We start from the raw sequence: 17,152 nt of genomic DNA, 5'->3' as shown, positions 1-17,152 counted from the left end.
CGACTCCCAGGAGGTCCCTCATGGAGGACTACGCACTGCGCGCCGTCGAACGGCTCACCACCCGCCCCGTCGAGCCGTACGACACCTTCGCCCTCGCCCCGATCACCCCGGTGCTGGGCGCCGAGGTCACCGGCCTCGACCTCTCCCAGGAGCTGACGCCGCAGCAGGAGAAGGAGCTCAGGCACGCGTTCCACACCCACCACGTGCTGGTCTTCCGCGACCAGGACCTGACCCCCGAGGCGCACAAGCGGTTCGCGGGCGTCTTCGGCGAGCTGCACCCCGTCGCCCTCGCCGCCGAGGGGTCGGACCCGCACATCCTGGAGATCAAGGCGGACAAGGACTCCAAGGCCGTCGCCGGCAACGGCTGGCACTCCGACGGCACCGCCGACGCCGAGCCCTCCCTCGGCTCGATGCTGTACATCACCACGATCCCGGAGGGCGGCAGCGGCGGCGACACCCTGTTCGCCAACATGCACCTCGCCCACGACCTGCTCTCCCCTGCCCTGCGCGGCTTCCTGGACGGTCTGACCGCCCTCCACGACGGCGCCAAGCCCTGGACGGACGCCGGACTGACCCCGCCGCCCGAGTACGACGTGCCGCGCACCGAACAGCCGGTCGTCGTCCGCCACCCGGAGAACGGCCGCAAGCTGCTGTTCGTCAACGCCCCCTACACCTCGCACATCACCCAGCTGTCGCGCGCCGAGAGCGACGCCCTGCTGGGGATGCTGTACGCGCACATCGCGCGTACCCCGCTGCTGCACTGCCGGGTCCGCTGGCAGGAGCGCACGCTGGTGTTCTGGGACAACCGCAGTGTGCAGCACCACGCGGTGTGGGACTACTTCCCGCACACCAGGGAGGGCCGCCGGGTGGCGATCGACGGCACGTCCCTGACCGCCTGACCCGCCGCCGCAGGGAGACCGCACCATGGGCACGACCACGGCCGCCCCGGCGGCCTTCCTCGCCGCGCTGCGGACCGGGTCCGCCGAGCCGCCCGCGACCGGCGCACCGGCCTGGCTGTGGCAGCTCGCCACGGCCCTGCACGGCGAGCTGCCGGCGTCCGCCGCGGACGCCTGGGCGACCCGTCTGCACGGCCTGCTCGGCACCACCCGGCTGCCGGCCGGGCTGCGGGCCGTGCACGTCTGGCAGGCGGACACCGTGCTGCCGCTGCTCGCGGACACCTCGGACACCTCGGACACCTCGGACACCTCGGACACGGCCGGGCCGGCGGCCCTGCACCGCGCGGCGGCCCGGGGCGCACCGGCCGGCCGGACCGCCTGGCGGTCCGCCCTCGGCCCGTTCCTGCTGCGGCTGCACGACGCCGCCTACGACCGCGCCGCCGTCTACGCGGAGGGCCACACGGGCGCCCGTGACCACGCCCTGGCCAACGGGTACTCCGCGCCCGAGGCCGACGCCCACGGCCACGCGTACGCCCGGCTCACCACCGAGGCCAACGCCCGCGCCTGCGCCGAGGCCCACGCGCAGGCCCTCGGCACGGCGCTCGCGGCGGCGTACGCGGCCGACGACGCCCCGGCCTACGCCGGTACGTTCCCCGAGGCGCAGCTGCGGGCCGTGCTGCGCGCCACGGCGGCAACGGGCGACAGGCCCGGGGCGGAGCGGCTGGCCGACGGCCTCCTCACGGCGCTCACGGCCGCCCGGCGCTGAGGCAGGAGCTCAGTCCAGCGGACCCAGCAGGCGAACGGCGTCGGCGGCCACCACGCCGTCGGCTTCGTTGGTCAGCCCGACGGACGTGCCGAGACCGGCCCGGAGCCGGAACTCGCCGAGCGAAACCCAGATGCCGCCGCGTGGGTCGGTGGTGCCCGCGGCCCGCTGGTCGACCCGTACGGTCGTGGTGGTGCCGTCCGTGTCGACGACGGTGTACGGGGCGTTGCTCGCCCGGGCGGCGGCCGGGGGGTAGGACACCTGGATCTCGTAGCGGCCGTCCTGGGGCACGGCGGGCTGCCAGCGCACCTTGCGTTCGCCCGAACCTGCGGGCGCCGTGCGGTAGTTGCCCGACCAGTAGCCGGGGTCGGCCGTCGCCGTGGGCCAGCTGCCGCTGACGACGGCGAAGCCCAGCCGGTCGTTGTCCACGACGACCTCGGCACGGACGTCGGCGGAGCCCGGCGCCTCGATCAGGCTGAGCGAGTCGAGGCCGAGCCGGGTGCCGCCGCCCCGGCCCGGTGCGGTCACCGCGCAGCGCAGGGTGTGCCGTCCGGCGCGCAGCCTGGTGGTCCCGAGGTGGGCGAGGTCGAAGCCGTCGGCCGTCTGCGCGGTGGTGTCGATCGCGTGGGCGGGCAGCCGGGTGCCGTCGACCGTGACCGTGGCGAGCGCGCCGTCCGCCGAGCGGTAGTGGCGCAGGAGCAGTTCGTAGTCGCCGGTGCGCGGCGCCCTGAAGGTGAACTCCACTGCGTCGCCGACCTGTTCGGGGGTGAGGACCAGCCGCTCCCCGCGGCGCGCGAGCGGATCCGTGACGGTCTGCACGGAGCCGCCGGTGACCTCGCGGTCCGCTTCGGCCAGCCCGACGACCGTCTCCCGGTAGTGCGGGCCGCCGTGCAGGCTGTCGCGGCCCCGGGTCAGCCAGTCGAGCGAGAAACAGCAGACGGCGACCCGCTGCGGGACGCTCGCCATGTCGCCGTCGCAGCCGTAGAGCAGCACGATGGTGCCGTCGGACAGCCGGGCGAGGTCCGAGTAGAAGGAGCGGTTCTCGTTGACGACCCGCTGGTAGCGGTAGGAGAAGCCCTCGTCGTAGCTGACCGCGACCGTCATGTTGTACCGGACGGGCGAGTCGGGGCGGCTGAACAGCACGCGCCCGGGCTGCCGGCTGCCCGGGCCGCCGGTGTAGCGCAGCAGACTGGCGTCCACCGCGTTGAACGAGCCGGTGGCGCCGTCGAGCGCCGGCTGCGACCAGGTCGTGCCGTCGTCCGTGCTGACGGCGACGATGCGCTGGTTCTCGCCGCCGGACGCGAAGCGGCCGTTGACCAGTACGGTGCCGTCGTCGCGCTGCACCGTCCGCGCCTCGTTGATGGGGTACGCGACCTGTACCGGCACCTCTCCGGTCGCGTGCCAGGTGGCCCCGTGGTCGTCGCTGTAGAGCGGTGCGACCCCGTAGTACCGCTGGGCCACCGTGTTGCCGACGATCACCCTGCGGTGCAGGCAGTTGAGCAGCAGGCGGCCGGAGCGCAGCTGGATGCCGTGGCCCGGACCGGGGCCGTGCAGCGCCCAGTTGTAGGGGAAACCGTCGAACAGGCCCGCCAGGCTCCGTGGTTCGCCCCACGTCTGCCCGCTGTCCCGGCTGGAGATGACGTACAGCTCGCCGGAGTCGCCCGAGCAGGAGGTGTTCTGGGGGAGCCGGAGCGAGAGCATGTAGAAGAGGAAGACCTCCCGGGTGCGCCGGTCCACGACCAGCGCCGGGTTGCCCCAGGACTCGCCGTCGACGGAGGCGACCAGGGTGCGGCTCGCCTCCCAGGTCCGGCCGCCGTCGGTGCTGCGGCGCAGCAGCAGGTCGCGCGGGCCCGCGTCGCACACCTCGTGGCGGCCCTCGGTCACGGCCAGGATCGTGTCGTCGGGCAGCACGGCGAGGGCGTGGACGTGGTAGCTCACCAGCGGGCCCTCGACGGAGTCCCAGAGGGTCTGCTCCTCGAAGAAGGCACCGTGCCGGTCCGGTGCGGACGACCGGTCGGCGGCCTGTGCCGAGGTTCCGAGGGCCACGGGTCCCCACGCGGCGGTCGCCGTGGCGCCGACGACGCCGAGGGCGAAGGATCTGCGGTTCATGGCGGTGCGGTCCGGTCTGTCGTCGGACATGGGGCCACCCCTTTCGGGCGGGACGGAGGGAGTGCGGACGGGAGGGGGGCACCGGCGCGGACGCGGGGTCAGGCGTGTATGAGCTGTGCGTCGAACGGGGCGAGCAGGTCGAGCAGCGCCTTGCGCTCCCCGTCGGAGCACGGTGTGAAGGGCGGCGCGGCATGCGGCGGGCACAGGCCGCGCGCGGCCAGGACGGCCTTCACCGCCGGGACGCCGGGGCGTACGGTGTGCAACGCCAGTACCCGGTCGAGCAGTTGCTGTGCGCGCCGCGCGTCCTCGGCGCGGCCTTCGTGGTGGGTCCGGCACAGCTCGGCGGTCACCGCGGGCGCCAGGTTGGCCACCCCGAGGACGACCCCGTCGGCCCCGAGCCGCAGCGCGTCGAGTGCCTGGCGTTCCGCGCCCTGGCTGACGCCGAAGCCGTCGCGCCGCCGGGCCGCCGCGAGGGCGTGGCCGAACAGGGCGGGGTCGCCGGAGCTGTCCTTGATGCCCACCAGGTGCGGGAGGGCGGTCAGTTCGTCGAGCAGGGCGGGGGTGAGCGGGTTGCCGTAGCGGGGGGCGTGGTAGGCGACGACGGGAACGCCGAGGCCGGCGAAGGCGGCGTAGTGGGCGACGATCTCGTCGTGCCGGTGGTGGAAGTAGATCGGCGGGCTGAGCACCAGCGCGTCCGGCGCGGCGGGGCGGACGGCCGCCGCCCGGGCCAGCGCCTCGGCGGTGCCGGGGGCCGTGACGTTCATCAGCACCGGCCCGCCTTCGGTGAGTTCACGCCAGCGTCCGGCCACCCCGACGGCGAACTCGGCCAGTTCCGCGGTGGGCAGCAGCGGTCCCTCGCCGTTGCTGCCGAAGAGCATGAGGCCGCGGGCGCCGGCGGCGGCGAGTGCGCGGAGCAGGGTGTCGGCGGCCGGGGCCGAGGGGTGGCCGGGGCGGTCCATCGGGGTGACCATGGGGACGATGACGCCTGTCAGCAGGGCGCGTCCGTCGACGTGTCGTTGTTCGGCTGCGGCGCCGTCGTGGCTGGTCGCGCCCCGCGGCGGAGCCGCACATCGCTGCCGCCCCGCGCCCCTTTGGGGCGCTTCGCTGCCGCCCATCAGTACCCCTTGACCTCGGGCCAGGCCAGTTCGACGCCGGCGCGGGTGAGTTCGTCCTGGAAGCGGCGCAACTCCTCGCCGTCCTCGTGCACCTGCTCGACGTCCAGCCGGTGGTCGAGGCAGTACGCCGCCAGCGATCCGGCCGCCTCGCCGATGTTCCACTCGACGGGGTGCAGCCGATAGCAGCCGTTGGTGATGTGGGTGGTGCCGATGTTCTTGCACACCGGCAGCAGGTTCCGCACCCGCACCGGGAGCAGGGCGCCCAGCGGGATCTGGAAGGGGCTGCTGGCGACGTCGATGTAGGTGTCGCCGCCGGTGGAGGGGTGCAGGTCGATCCGGTACATCCCGATGCCGACGGAGTCCGGGTAGCGCACCGCGCCGTGCTCGCCGCGGACGGCGAGGGACAGGTCCTGTTCGACGATCCGGCGCCGGGCGACGATCCGGCGCGACTCCCGGATGTACGGCGCCTTGGCCAGCCCGTCGGCCGTGCCCAGCACGTCGCCGCGGAGCCGCAGGCCGGGCCAGCCGGTGCCGCCGTCGGGCCGGGGGGCCTCGGTCTGCAGCCAGTAGAGCATGCTCAGGCTCAGCTCGCGGGCCCCGGCCAGGTGCCGGTCCCGCTCCTTGTCGTCCACCCCGACGAGCGGGCCCGGCAGGTAGTCGATCATGGGCCAGTTGACGATGGTCACGTCGCTCGCGGCGAACCCCGGCCGGTACAGCTTCCGGGAGAACACCCGGCGGAACTCCCACAGTTCCTTGTCGCCCGCGTCCTTGCTCTGGTCGGCGACGACCGGCCCCGAGTCGGCGTTCGGGGTGAAGCCACGCGGTACGGTCCGCAGCGTCCTCGGGTCGGGCGCGCTCAGGCTCAGCAGCCGGTTCGGCCACTGCGGGGGGTGGTAGGCGGCCCAGCGGTCGTAACCGGCCGGACGGTCGACGGTGTGGTCCGCGCCGGCCACGTGGTCGACGGCGAACACCCAGGAGAACGCCTGCATATTGGCCGGCTGGGACGCGTCGGGCGCGCTCGGCTCCCCGGTGTCCCCGCGGGACTCGAAACCGGTCACGTGCTCGGTGCCGGTCAGCGGCAGCAGGTCGCCGAGTTCCGTGGCGTCCAGGACGTACGGGGCCGACACCTCGATCCGGGTGCCGTCGGGGCCCTCGACGACCACGGACCGTACCCGGTCGCCGTCGACGGAGGCGGCCACCGGCCGGTGCCGGTACAGGATCCGCAGCCGGCCTGCTGCCACGTACGGCGCGACCATGGCGTCCAGGACGGCGGCGGCGACCCGCGGTTCGTGGCACAGCGGGCTCACCCGGCCCTCGCCCGGGTTGAGATACCGGCGCCGCCTGGCCTCCTCGGTGAGCGGGTACCAGGTCCGGTAGTGGTCGCGGACCGCCTCACGCAGCGCGCGGTAGGTGCGGGTGGCGCCGAACTGCTCGATCCAGGCGTGCTCGTCGGGCGGTACGCCCTGGCTGGTGAGCTGGCCGCCGATCCAGTCGGTCTCCTCGGTGAGCAGGACCGTCCGGCCCCGGTCGAGGGCGGCCAGTGCCGCGGCCACCCCGCCGAGTCCCCCGCCGACGACGAGGATGTCCGTGGCCGCCGATGTCGGCGCGCTCATACACCGCTCCCTTCCCACATGTCACCCGCGCCGTCCGGACCGAGCGTGAAGCTCCGGGGTGCGCCCCGGACGTCCACCGGCACGGGCGGGCCGCCGTCCGGCGGGGTGACGAGCACGTCGCCGACGCCCTCGGCGGTTCCGGTGACACGGTCGCGGGTCCGCCGGTAGCTGCGTACGACGACGCCGGGCGCCATGTCGAGCAGGGCACCTCCGTCGAGGCGGACGGTGAGCCGGCCGGCCGCCCGGACGTCGAGGCGGCCGTCGCCCAGCGGCAGGTTGCGCAGTTCGGCCGGCTCGCCCGGGTGGGCGAACCGCCAGCCGTCCGGGCGTGCGTCGGCCAGTTCGCCGAAGGCGAGATACGCCAGCAGTCCGCCCCAGGCCATCAGCCCGTCGGACCGTTTCCGAAGGTTCGTCAGGTTCTCGCCGTCGACGGCCGGATAGTTCTCCCGGACGTGGCCGTGCTCGTGCCACTCGTGGAGGAACAGCCGCAGCAGGTCCCCCACCACGGGCCGGCTCAGTTCGGTCAGCCCGTACCGCCGCAGCCCGCGCACGGCGAGATACGCCATCGGCGCCCAGATCCGGCCGCGCCAGTAAGTCGCCGCGAAACCGGGATCGTTGCGGGCCACGCTGGGCAAGGGCCGTACACCGCCGAGTACTTCGGGCCGCAACAGGTCGGCGGCCACCGTCGCCGCCCGGCCGGGGTCCGGCAACCCGCCCAGCAGCGCGTACAGCATGGTCGGCGAGACGTGCGGATCGTGGGTGCCGGCGGAGGTGAGGTTGCGGTAGCCGCCGCGCCCGTCGTCCCACAGCAGCCGGTCGGCGACCGTCCTGGCCGCGGCGGCCTCGGCCCGCAACCGGTCGGCCGTCGCGTGCTCCCCGAGCAGACCGGCGATGTCCGCCAGCGCCTCGGCGTCCGCGATGTGCAGGGCGTTCAGGCCGACGTCGGCGAGGTCCATGGTGTGGGTCGCCGGGTCGTACCGGGCCTCGTCGTACATCGGCGAGTCGTCCAGGCCCGACTCGCGTCTGGCCCGGTCCAGGGTGGCCGACGCGGAGTCGCCCGCGACCGGGTCGGAGCCCCAGGCGAGCAGCCCGTGCGGTCCCCGGCGGGCCCGGGGCCACCAGTCGTGCCAGGCCAGCAGCGCCGGGAAGGTGGTGCCGAGCAGTGCCGTGTCGCGGGTCTCCGGCGAGAGACCGCCCGCCAGATAGGCCTGGTACACCGTCAGCGCGCCGACCGGCGGCTGTGAACGGTCGTCGGTGCGGCCCCTGTCGTCCGAGACCCGGTTCGGGATCATGCCGGTCCCGTCCGCGTACGGGAGGATCTGCTGGAAGATGCCGCGCGCGTAGTCCCGGTCGACTGCCGAGGCGGTGAGTCCGGTGAAGAAGGTGTCCCAGGCGTGCAGCGCCCAGGTGCCGTAGAAGCCCTTCCGGTCGGCGCACACGAAGTCGCGTGAGGTGGGCGTCAGGACGCGGCCGGTGTCCGGGGCGTAGACGGTGTTCCAGGTGACGGCCCGGGTCAGGGCGTCGGCGGCGTCGCCCAGCCAGCCGGTTGAACGGAGCGAGGTGCGTTCCGCCGTGCGGGCCGCGCCGTGTCGTCTTTCGTCTGCCGGGCCGTCGTGGCCGGTCGCGCCCCGCTGCGGAGCCGCACCTCGATGCGGCCCCGCACCCCCTTGGGGCGCCGCTGCGGCCGGCGCGATCCGCAGGTCCACGTCGGCTCCGGTGCCGAACGCCAGCACCAGCGCGGTCGCCGGGCCCTCGATTCTGCGGCCCGGTGTCGACGTGGCGACCGTCCAACGGACGCCGCCCGCGCGGACGGTGGCGGCCAGGTCCGTCTGCTCCTCGATGTCGTCCAGGCCCTCCACCGACAGCACGATCGCCCCCGTGCTCTCGGCCAGAGCGTCCAGCACGTCCCCGGGTCCGCCCGCGAACTCGAGACGCAGCCGCTGGCCGGCCGCCCGTACCGTCACCTCCGCGTAGCTGCCGTCCACGGTGTGCGGGCCGAGCCGCTCCAGTCCGTCGCGCCAGGTGAACCCGTCGAGCACCGGTCCTTCGGGGCCGAGGACGCCGAACCGTACCCGTGGCCCGTCCGGCAGCCTGTTCATGCCGGTGTGCGTGCGGACGTCCCAGGTGTTCCAGCCGGTCGGTACCGGAGTCACGGCACGCCGCCCCTCGTTCATACGACCGCCTTGCCGTCGGCGGCGCCGTCCCCCGGCACCGAGTCGTCCAGGTCCAGGGCCGCGTCCAGCAGCGCCTGCGTGTACGCGTGCCGCGGCGCGGTCAGCACCTCGCCGGTCCGGCCCTCCTCCACGATCACGCCCCGGCGCATCACCGCCACCCGGTCCGCGATCTGGTGCACCACGCCCAGGTCGTGCGAGATGAACAGCATCGCGAGCCGGTGCCGGCCGCGCAGGTCGGCCAGCAGCCGCAGGATCTGGGCCTGGACCGAGACGTCGAGCGCCGACACCGCCTCGTCGCAGACCAGCAGCCGGGGCCGTACCGCCAGCGCCCTGGCGATGCTGACCCGCTGGCACTGACCGCCCGACAGGTCCCCGGCGCGGCGCGCCGCCACCTCGGGGTCGAGCCCCATGTCGGCGAGGAGCCGGTGCAGAGCCTCGGTGCGGTCGCCCGCGGGCGCGGTGACGGGGTGGGTGCGCCAGACCTCGCCGATGACCGAGGCGACCGTCATGCGCGGGTTCAGCGAGGAGCGCGGGTCCTGGAACACCATCTGCACCGCGCGCTGCAGTTCGGGCGGCCGGTGTCCCGCGCGGCCGAGCGGGCGGCCCTCGAAGGTGACGGTCCCGGCACCCGGCCGCAGGAGTCCGGCCACGCACCGGGCGACGGTCGTCTTGCCGGAGCCGGACTCGCCGACCAGCCCGAGTGTCTCCTCGGGTGCCACCGACAGGCTCACCCCGTCCACGGCGACCTGGCCGCTCCGCCGTCCTCCGTAACGGACCCGCAGGTCACGCACGTCGAGGAGGGCCTGCTCGCTCGTGTTCACGACCCCGCCACCTCCTCGGCGAAGTGGCAGGCGCTCCAACGGCCCGGCACCACCTCCCGCACCTGTGGCCGCTCGGCGCGGCAGCGGGCGCGGGCCAGCGGGCAGCGCGGGTGGAAGGCGCAGCCGGCCGGCCGGTTCGCCGGGGTCGCCGGGGCCCCGGGCAGCGGGTCGGCGAGGGCGGTGCGGGTCCGGACGGCAGGCACGCTGCGCACCAGGGCGGCGGTGTACGGATGGGCGGGCCGCCGCAGGACGTCACGGGCGGGCCCGTGCTCGCAGACCCGTCCCGCGTACATCACCACGACCTGTTCGCCGACGTGCGACACGACCCGCAGGTCATGGCTGACCAGCAGCATCGCCAGGCCGTCGGCCGCCTGGATGTCGGCGAGGAGCCGCAGGATCCGGGACTGCACGGTGACGTCGAGCGCCGTCGTGGGCTCGTCGGCGAGGAGCAGCGCGGGGTTTCCGGCCAGCGCCATCGCGATCACGGCACGCTGGCGCAGGCCCCCGGAGAGCTCGTGCGGGTAGGCCCGCATCCGCCGTTCCGGCTCCGGTACGCCGACCCGGTCGAGGAGTTCGACGACCCGGCGGTTCACCTCGGCCCGCGGCAGCCGGTCGCGGCGCGGTATCTCGCCGACCTGCCGGCCGATGCGCTGGGTCGGGTTGAGGGCGGCGAGCGGGTCCTGGAAGATCATCGCGATCTCCCGGCCGCGTACCGCACGGCGCCGTGCCGGGTCGGCGGCGAGCAGGTCCTCGCCGTGCCACAGCAGCCGGCCGGCCAGGCTGGCGCCCTCGGGCGGCAGGCCCAGGACCGCCTGGGCGGTCATGGTCTTCCCGCTGCCGGACTCGCCGATCAGCCCCACCGTGGTGGCCCGTGGCACGTCGAAGGAGACGCCGTCAAGGACCCGGGTGCGGGTGCCGCGCGGACCGGGGAGTTCCACCACCAGGTCCTCGATCCGCAGGACCGGCCCGTCCGTCGCGGCCACCGCCTTCCCGGCGCCGTGTTCGCGTGCGGTTCCGGCGGGGGTCACGAGCCGCCGGTCCGTACGCCGGCGAAGTCCGGCAGTCCGCTGGCGTCCGGGACGAAGCCCTTCAGGTCGCTGTTCCAGGCGTAGGCGATGCTCACGGACATCGGGTACATGCCGACCGCGTCCTGCCAGATGATCTTGCTGGCCTGGCCGTAGAGGTCGGTGCGCTTCGCCTTGTCGGCCGTCGCGCCGGCCGCCGCCAGCAGGCCGTCCAACGTCTTGTTGCAGTAGCCCATGCGCTTGGCCGCGCAGGTGTAGAGACGGCCGAGGTTGCTGGCCGCGTCGTAGCTGGGGGTGGCCAGCTGCTGGAAGTTGATGTCCCACTTGAGGGCGAGCAGGTCCTCCGTGAAGACGGCCTGCTCCTTCTCCAGCGGGTCCACCTGCACGCCGACCTTCTGCAGGTCGGAGACGACGGCCTCGATGAAGGGCTTGAACTCGTCGTTGGCGAACTGGAGCCGGAGCTTCTTGGAGAAGTCGAATCCGGCGGCGGTGAGGGCCGCCTTGGCGGCTGCCGGGTCGTAGGCGACGGCGGGTTGCGTCACGTGGCCGAGGACGACGCCGGTCACGGGCGCGTCGGCGGCCTTGCCGGTGTCCGGATAGAGCTTGTCGATGATGGTCCTGAAGTCGACGGCCTGCCAGATGGCCCGGCGGACCTTCGCGTCCTTGAGGGCGGGGATCGAGGAGTTGAACCACATGGTGAACTCGGCGCTGCTCGGCACGGTCCGCACGGTGAGGTCCTTCTGGCCCTTCAGCGAGGCCAGTTGGTCGTCGGGGATGCCCCAGACGACGTCCACCTCGCCGGTGCGCAGCGCGGTCATGCGGGCCGCGAGTTCGGGGATGTTCCGGATGGTGACCTTGTCGAGCGTGGGCTTCGTGCCCCGGTACTTCTTGTTGGGCACCAGGACCAGCGACCCGCTCGGGGTGAACGCGTTCACGGTGAACGGCCCGGAGCCGACAGGGTGGTTGAAGAAGGCGGTGTCGTCCTTGCCGATGCCCGACGGGAGGACGTAGAAGGTGCCGAGCTTGCCGGGGACGGACGCGTCGGGCGCCGGGCTGTGCAGGACCACCTCGGTGGCGGAGACCTTGGTCATCGTGTCGCCCGGGAAGTTGCCCGCGTTGGGGCCGTTCAGGCCGATCATCCGCTGGAAGGAGGCGACCACGTCGTCGGCGTCGAGGGCGGAGCCGTCGGAGAAGGTGACGCCGGAGCGCAACGTGAACGTCCAGGCGGTGACGTCCTTGTTGGGCTTCCAGGACGCGGCGAGGTCGCCTTCGAGGGTGCCGTCCGCGGCGGGTTTCACCAGTCTGCTGAAGATCTCCTGGGCAGCCAACTGGGTTCCCGTGGAGGCGCCTTGGGCTCCGTGCGGGTCCAGGCTCTCGATCGGATAGGTGCCGGCGACCGTCACGTCTCCCGAGGCGGAACCGCCCCCGTCGTCGTCGCCGCCGGTGGTGGTCGAGCAGGCGGCGAGGAGCGCCGCGCCCGCCGTGGCGGTGGCGGCGAGCCGGATCAGCCGGCTCCGCCCGTGCTCACGCGTCCTGGTCATGATGGTGCTCCTCTCGATCGAGGGTCGGTCGGAGTCAGCCGGTGGGTTCGGAGTCGGTCGGGGGGTCGGAGTCCGCCGGTGGGTTCGGAGTCGGTCGGGGGGGTGAGGCGCCGTACCTGGTGTGGTTCAGCCGGGGCGGCCACGCCCGTAGCGGGCGGTGAGCTGGTCGCCGAGGATGCCCACGTTGACGATCAGGAGGGACAGGGCGATGCCCGGCAGGGTGGAGATCCACCATTGCGTTTCGAGGTACTCCTTGCCGTTGGCGATGGTCTGCCCCCACGACACGGTCGACGGGGGCAGCCCGATGCCGAGGAAGCTGAGCCCCGCCTCGGCCAGCACCACCAGCGCGAATTCGAGTGTGGCGAGGGCGACGATCGGGCCCGCCGTGAACGGGAGCACGTGCCGGACGAGGACGGTCCGGCCGGGCACTCCCAGCACCCGGGCGGCGTCGACCCAGGGCCGCTCCCTGAGGGAGAGCGCGATGCCCCGGGTGACCCGGGCGAAGCCGATCCAGCCGGTCGCCGAGAGCGCGATCACGACCAGCAGGACACTGCGCTCGAACGCGCCCGCGATCACGATGGCCAGCAGGATCGCGGGGAAGGCCAGCAGGACGTCGAAGATCCGGGCCAGTACGGCGTCGGCGACGCCCCGGAAGTAGCCGGCGACGGCGCCGAGGAGGACCCCGACCAGACAGGACAGCGCGACCGTGGACACGCCGACGAGGACCGCCGTCCGGGCCCCGTAGACGATCTGGGCGAACAGGTCGCGGCCGAGTCCGTCGGTGCCGAGCCAGGCCGTGCCCCCGGTGGACACCCTGGCGCCGGGGGCGAGCAGCCGGTCGTCCAGGGAGGTGTGCACCGGGTCGTAGTGGACCAGCGGCGGACCGACGACGGCCACCAGCAGGTAGCAGCCCACGACCACGGCGGGGAGTCGGGACAGGAGCGAGCGCGGTGCCCGCCGCGGGGCCGTCACCGGCTTCTCGACGGCGACGGTGAGATCGACCATCAGACGGCTCCCGTCCGGATCCGCGGATCCAGCTGCGCGATGAGCAGATCGGCCACCAGGTTGAGTACGACGACGATCCCGGCGATCAGCAGCGTCGCGCCCTGGACGACCGTGTAGTCGCGGTTGGCCACCGCCTCCACCACCAGCGATCCGAGACCGGGCCAGGCGAACACGTTCTCCACGATCACCGCGCCGCCCACCAGCGCCCCGACCTGGACGCCCACCACGGTCACCACCGGGATCAGCGAGTTGCGCAGGGCGTGCCCGAACAGCACCTGACGCTCGGTCAGCCCCTTGGAGCGCGCGGTCTGGATGTAGCTCTCGCCCATCGTCTCGGCAACGCTGGTCCGGGTCAGCCGGGCGATGATCGCGACGAACGGGAAGGAGAGGGTGACGGCGGGCAGCACCAGGTGCTGGGGGGTGCCGACCCCGGAACTGGGCAGCAGCCGCAGGGTCAGGGCGAAGACCAGCACCAGCATGATGCCGATCCAGAACGTCGGGAACGACTGGAGGGCGATCGTGCACGCCGAGACCACCCGGTCCACCAAACTGCCCGGCCGGGCCCCGGCCAGCATGCCGAGGGTCAGTCCCACGACCACCGCGATCACGGTGGCCGTCACGGTGAGGTCGATCGTGGCGGGCAGCCGGTCGAGGACCGCGCCCATCGCGGACCTGCCGAGCCAGTGCGACTGGCCGAAGTCGAGCCGGCAGACGTCGCCGAGGTAGCTGAGGTACTGCGCGCCGAGCGGCCGGTCCAGGCCCAGCGAGGAGCGCAGCTGGTCGATCTGGCTCCGGGTGGCGTCCGGGCCGAGCAGCACCGTCGCGGGGTCGCCGGGCGCGGCCCGGACGATGAGGAAGATCAGCGAGGCGGCGCCCCACATCACGAACACCCCGATGAGCAGCCGGTGCACGATCATCCGGATCATGTCCGCGGCCTCCCGCCACCGGCGGGCACCGGACCGATCGAGTCACCCGGGACGAAGGCGCAGGGCACCGTCAGCCGGCGCGGTTCGGGGCTCGCCTGGTCGAGCAGTTCGACCAGGACCCGTACGGCCTCCCCCGCCATCCGGGCGCGGGGCAGCGAGAACCGCGTCCAGTTCCGCGACTCCGGCGTCCAGGACGGCGGATCGCCGAGCAGGGCCAGCGAGCAGTCCTCCGGGAACCGGACCCGCCGGGTACCGGCCATCGCCGCCAGCGCCTCGGTGAGCCGGTTGTCCTCGGTCGGCTCGACCAGCAGCGCGGTGATCCCCAGTTCGCCGATCCACCCGGCCAGCCGCTCGGCCGTCAGCTCCGCCGGATCGGTCAGGCTCCGGATCAGCGCCTCGTCCGCGACCAGGCCGGCCTCGGCCAGTCCCCGCCGGTAGCCCTCCTCACGGTCCCTGGTGGGCTCGCTGTCCTCCAGGGCGCGCAGGTACAGGATGCGTCGGTGGCCGAGGCGCGCCAGCTCCGCGACGAGCGCCGCGGTCGCCGAGACGTAGTCGGCCGCCACATAGGAGAGTTCACCGTCGTCCACCTCGCGGCGGCCGACGAACACGATGGGGAAGTCCTCCCGGACCAGCGCCGACAGCTCCTCGCGGCGGACGTTCCGGCCGAGCAGGACGCAACCGTCCGCGATCTTCAGCCGGTTGGTCCCGCCGACGTAGATCGACCGCTCGGCCCCCGGCGCCCCGGACGCGGCCCCGCCGGAGCAGAACAGCAGCAGGTCGTAGCCCTGCCGTGCGGTCTCCTCCTCCACGCCGAGCAGGAACGGGTAGTAGAAGTCGCGCTGGTCGGTCGGGAACACCGACTCGAAGGTGTAGAGCCCGAGCAACCGGTTCCGGCCGCCCTTCAGGCTGCGCGCGGCGACATTGGCCGCATAGCCGAGCTCCTCGGCCGCCGCCAGCACGGCCCGCCGGGTCGGTTCCGCGATCTGGTCGCTCGCCGCGCCGCCGCTGATCACCAGCGACACCGTCGCCTGGGAGACGCCGGCGCGCCGTGCGATGTCCCGCTGGGTGGAGCGTCTACGTCGTTCGGGAGGGGCCATGAGCACTCCCTAATACGTATTAAGCAGTGCCGAATGATGCTACTCGGACCCGGAGAAACGCGTCAAGAGACGTGAACGGCCTTTGTCCGTCTTGTTTCTGACAGATGATCTGATCTTGGGGAGTGACCGGATTCGCCATCCGGGTGCCCGCCTGAGCCATGGCACGCGGACGCGGTGTCCGGGAACATCGGGACCATGGCCGAGAACACCGCCGACGACGACCTCGCCTCCCGCTTCGACCGGGACGGCTACGCCGTGCTGCCCGACGCCCTGGCCCCGGACGAGGTGGCGGAGTTGCGTGCGGAGACCGTGCGGATCTGCCGGGGCGAGCGGGGCTGCGTCGAGGGCGCGCCGGAGCCGGTCGCGGGCGAGAGCGACGACGAGACGGTACGGCGGTTCCTGTGCGTGCACTATCCGCACAAGCTGTCGTCGCTCATGCTCGACACCATGCGCCATCCCGCCGTCGTCGGACCGCTGACCGAGGTGATCGGTCCGGACGTCAAGGCGATGCAGTCGATGCTGTTCGTCAAGTCCGAGGGGAAACCGGGCCAGGCGTGGCACCAGGACGAGATGTTCATCCCCACCCGGGACCGGTCGCTGACCGCCGCCTGGCTCGCCCTCGACGACGCCACCGTCGACAACGGCTGCCTCTGGGTCCTGCCGGGCTCGCACCGCCCCGGCGTCATCTACCCCAACCGGCAGCACGACGACGCCCGTTACGACTGCACGGTCGAGTCGTACGCCTTCCCCTACGACGAGTCCGACGCCGTGCCCGTCGAGATCGCCGCCGGATCGGTGCTGCTCTTCAACGGCTACCTGCTGCACAAGTCGTTGCCCAACTCCGGTCGGCACGGCTTCCGTCGGGCGCTGGTCAACCACTACATGAGCGCCGCGTCCCTGCTCCCCTGGGCCCCGCCCGAGGCCGAAGTGCCCATGGCCCAGACCGACTTCCGGGACATCGTGCTGGTGGCGGGCCAGGACCCGTACGCCTACAAGGGAACCACTGACATCCGTACGCCCCGGGTGCGGCGCGACCGGTCCGGGGGCTGCGACCGGTGAGACGGCCGTGACGGAGCGCGTCCCGCCGCCGACCCCCGCGCTGCTGTCCCGGCTCGGCCCCGCCGTCGCCGACTACCCGCCCGGTTCGGTCTTCGGCCCCAGGGACGCCGGATCGTACGAATTCGTCTGGCTGTTGCGGGGCAGCGCCCGCTGGGTCTGCGGTGACCTGAGCGTGCCGCTGAAGCCCGGCGAACTGCTCCTGGTACGCCCCGGGATGCGCGACACCTTCCACTGGGACACCCACAGGACCACCCGGCACGCCTACACACACTTCCGGCTCCGCCCCGCCCCCGCCGACAACGGCTGGCCGCTCGTCCGCGACCTCACCGGCCGGGACGACCCGATGGCCGCGCTCTGCCGGCACCTCCTGGCGCTCGGCGCGACCCGCCCGCCGGCCTGGGAGCGGCACGCCGAGGAGACCCTGCGGCTGCTGGTCTTCACCTTCGCGCACGGCACCGGCCCGGGAACCGGCCCCCAGACGCTCCCGGAGCCGCTGCTCGCCATGATGGCCGCGGTGCGCTCCCGCTGGTCGGACGGCGTCGCCCGCCCGCTCGCCCTGGAGCGGCTGGCGGAGGCGGCCGGAGTCTCCCCCAGCACCCTGTCCCGCGTCTGCCGGCGGTACCTCGGCGTCAGCCCCGTGGCGGGCCTCGAACTGCTCCGCCTGGCGCGGGCCGAACCGCTGCTCTGGCTGAGCAACCTCTCGCTGCGCGCCATAGCCCTCCGGTGCGGCTTCGCCGACGCCTACCACTTCTCCCGCCGCTTCCGCGCCGTCTACGGCATGTCCCCGACCGCCTTCCGCAAGGTGCCGCCGGAGTCGGCACCGCCGTCCCCGGTCACCGGCGGCGCCCTGTCCGCGCTCCAGGCCCTGGCACCGCCCTCGCCCTAGTCGTGCCCGGCGCGAGGCCCTGCCGTGCCCCGGCCAGGTCGTCGCCGGGCAGGAAGGCCGCGTGCCACGAGGACCTGCGGGCCGGTCCGACGCGGACGTGTGCGGACCAGCCGGAGACGGCG

At 73.5% G+C, this 17,152-nt stretch carries 14 protein-coding genes; 4 read left to right on the top strand and 10 right to left on the bottom strand.

Annotated features, from left to right (window positions below; all coding sequences use genetic code 11):
* Nucleotides 1–20: 20 nt before the first annotated feature.
* Together AB0D74_RS41845 and AB0D74_RS41840 are read left to right on the top strand one after the other, a co-directional pair.
* Nucleotides 21–899 carry a TauD/TfdA family dioxygenase gene (locus AB0D74_RS41845; protein ID WP_362599185.1) on the top strand — a complete coding sequence of 293 codons (879 nt, stop codon included), beginning with the start codon at nucleotides 21–23 and terminating at the stop codon, nucleotides 897–899.
* A 25-nt stretch (nucleotides 900–924) separates the two neighbouring features.
* The gene (locus AB0D74_RS41840) at nucleotides 925–1,662 is read left to right on the top strand and encodes a hypothetical protein (RefSeq protein WP_362599183.1); all 738 of its coding nucleotides are present in this window, start codon (nucleotides 925–927) and stop codon (nucleotides 1,660–1,662) included.
* A gap of 9 nt (nucleotides 1,663–1,671) precedes the next feature.
* Here the strand turns inward: AB0D74_RS41840 and AB0D74_RS41835 are convergent, their stop codons facing one another.
* From AB0D74_RS41835 to AB0D74_RS41790, 10 genes are all read right to left on the bottom strand, one after another.
* On the bottom strand, nucleotides 1,672–3,798 hold the full coding sequence (locus tag AB0D74_RS41835; RefSeq protein ID WP_362599180.1) for an exo-alpha-sialidase: 2,127 nt from the start codon (nucleotides 3,796–3,798) through the stop codon (nucleotides 1,672–1,674).
* A 68-nt stretch (nucleotides 3,799–3,866) separates the two neighbouring features.
* Nucleotides 3,867–4,883 carry a dihydrodipicolinate synthase family protein gene (locus AB0D74_RS41830; RefSeq protein ID WP_362599178.1) on the bottom strand — a complete coding sequence of 339 codons (1,017 nt, stop codon included), beginning with the start codon at nucleotides 4,881–4,883 and terminating at the stop codon, nucleotides 3,867–3,869.
* Nucleotides 4,883–6,496 carry an FAD-dependent oxidoreductase gene (locus AB0D74_RS41825; RefSeq protein WP_362599177.1) on the bottom strand — a complete coding sequence of 538 codons (1,614 nt, stop codon included), beginning with the start codon at nucleotides 6,494–6,496 and terminating at the stop codon, nucleotides 4,883–4,885. The genes AB0D74_RS41830 and AB0D74_RS41825 overlap by 1 nt, the downstream gene beginning before the upstream one ends.
* Complete coding sequence (locus AB0D74_RS41820) at nucleotides 6,493–8,649, bottom strand: trehalase family glycosidase (protein WP_362599175.1); 2,157 nt, start codon at nucleotides 8,647–8,649, stop codon at nucleotides 6,493–6,495. The genes AB0D74_RS41825 and AB0D74_RS41820 overlap by 4 nt, the downstream gene beginning before the upstream one ends.
* Before the next feature lie 17 nt (nucleotides 8,650–8,666).
* The gene (locus AB0D74_RS41815) at nucleotides 8,667–9,491 is read right to left on the bottom strand and encodes a dipeptide/oligopeptide/nickel ABC transporter ATP-binding protein (RefSeq protein ID WP_362599173.1); all 825 of its coding nucleotides are present in this window, start codon (nucleotides 9,489–9,491) and stop codon (nucleotides 8,667–8,669) included.
* On the bottom strand, nucleotides 9,488–10,519 hold the full coding sequence (locus AB0D74_RS41810; protein ID WP_362599170.1) for an ABC transporter ATP-binding protein: 1,032 nt from the start codon (nucleotides 10,517–10,519) through the stop codon (nucleotides 9,488–9,490). Before AB0D74_RS41810 ends, AB0D74_RS41815 begins: the two co-directional genes overlap by 4 nt.
* Entirely contained in the window at nucleotides 10,516–12,057 is a 1,542-nt protein-coding gene (locus AB0D74_RS41805; protein ID WP_362599168.1) for an ABC transporter substrate-binding protein, read from the bottom strand. Before AB0D74_RS41805 ends, AB0D74_RS41810 begins: the two co-directional genes overlap by 4 nt.
* A 126-nt stretch (nucleotides 12,058–12,183) precedes the next feature.
* The gene (locus AB0D74_RS41800; protein ID WP_362599166.1) at nucleotides 12,184–13,062 is read right to left on the bottom strand and encodes an ABC transporter permease; all 879 of its coding nucleotides are present in this window, start codon (nucleotides 13,060–13,062) and stop codon (nucleotides 12,184–12,186) included.
* Complete coding sequence (locus tag AB0D74_RS41795; RefSeq protein WP_362599164.1) at nucleotides 13,062–13,988, bottom strand: ABC transporter permease; 927 nt, start codon at nucleotides 13,986–13,988, stop codon at nucleotides 13,062–13,064. The genes AB0D74_RS41800 and AB0D74_RS41795 overlap by 1 nt, the downstream gene beginning before the upstream one ends.
* Nucleotides 13,985–15,085 (bottom strand): LacI family DNA-binding transcriptional regulator, encoded by a 1,101-nt coding sequence (locus AB0D74_RS41790; protein WP_362599162.1) that lies wholly within the window; start codon nucleotides 15,083–15,085, stop codon nucleotides 13,985–13,987. The genes AB0D74_RS41795 and AB0D74_RS41790 overlap by 4 nt, the downstream gene beginning before the upstream one ends.
* 195 nt (nucleotides 15,086–15,280) lie before the next feature.
* Here AB0D74_RS41790 and AB0D74_RS41785 point away from each other — a divergent pair, with 195 nt between their 5' ends.
* On the top strand, nucleotides 15,281–16,144 hold the full coding sequence (locus tag AB0D74_RS41785) for a phytanoyl-CoA dioxygenase family protein (protein ID WP_362599160.1): 864 nt from the start codon (nucleotides 15,281–15,283) through the stop codon (nucleotides 16,142–16,144).
* Between the two features lie 7 nt (nucleotides 16,145–16,151).
* Nucleotides 16,152–17,030: an AraC family transcriptional regulator gene (locus AB0D74_RS41780; RefSeq protein WP_362599158.1), complete on the top strand. Its 879-nt coding sequence runs from the start codon at nucleotides 16,152–16,154 to the stop codon at nucleotides 17,028–17,030.
* The last annotated feature ends 122 nt before the right edge of the window (nucleotides 17,031–17,152 follow it).

This window comes from Streptomyces sp. NPDC048278 (genome assembly GCF_040652195.1).
GTDB lineage: Bacteria > Actinomycetota > Actinomycetes > Streptomycetales > Streptomycetaceae > Streptomyces.
The sequence above is the reverse complement of the archived record's forward strand: the minus strand, read 5'-3'. Positions and strand labels throughout refer to the sequence as shown.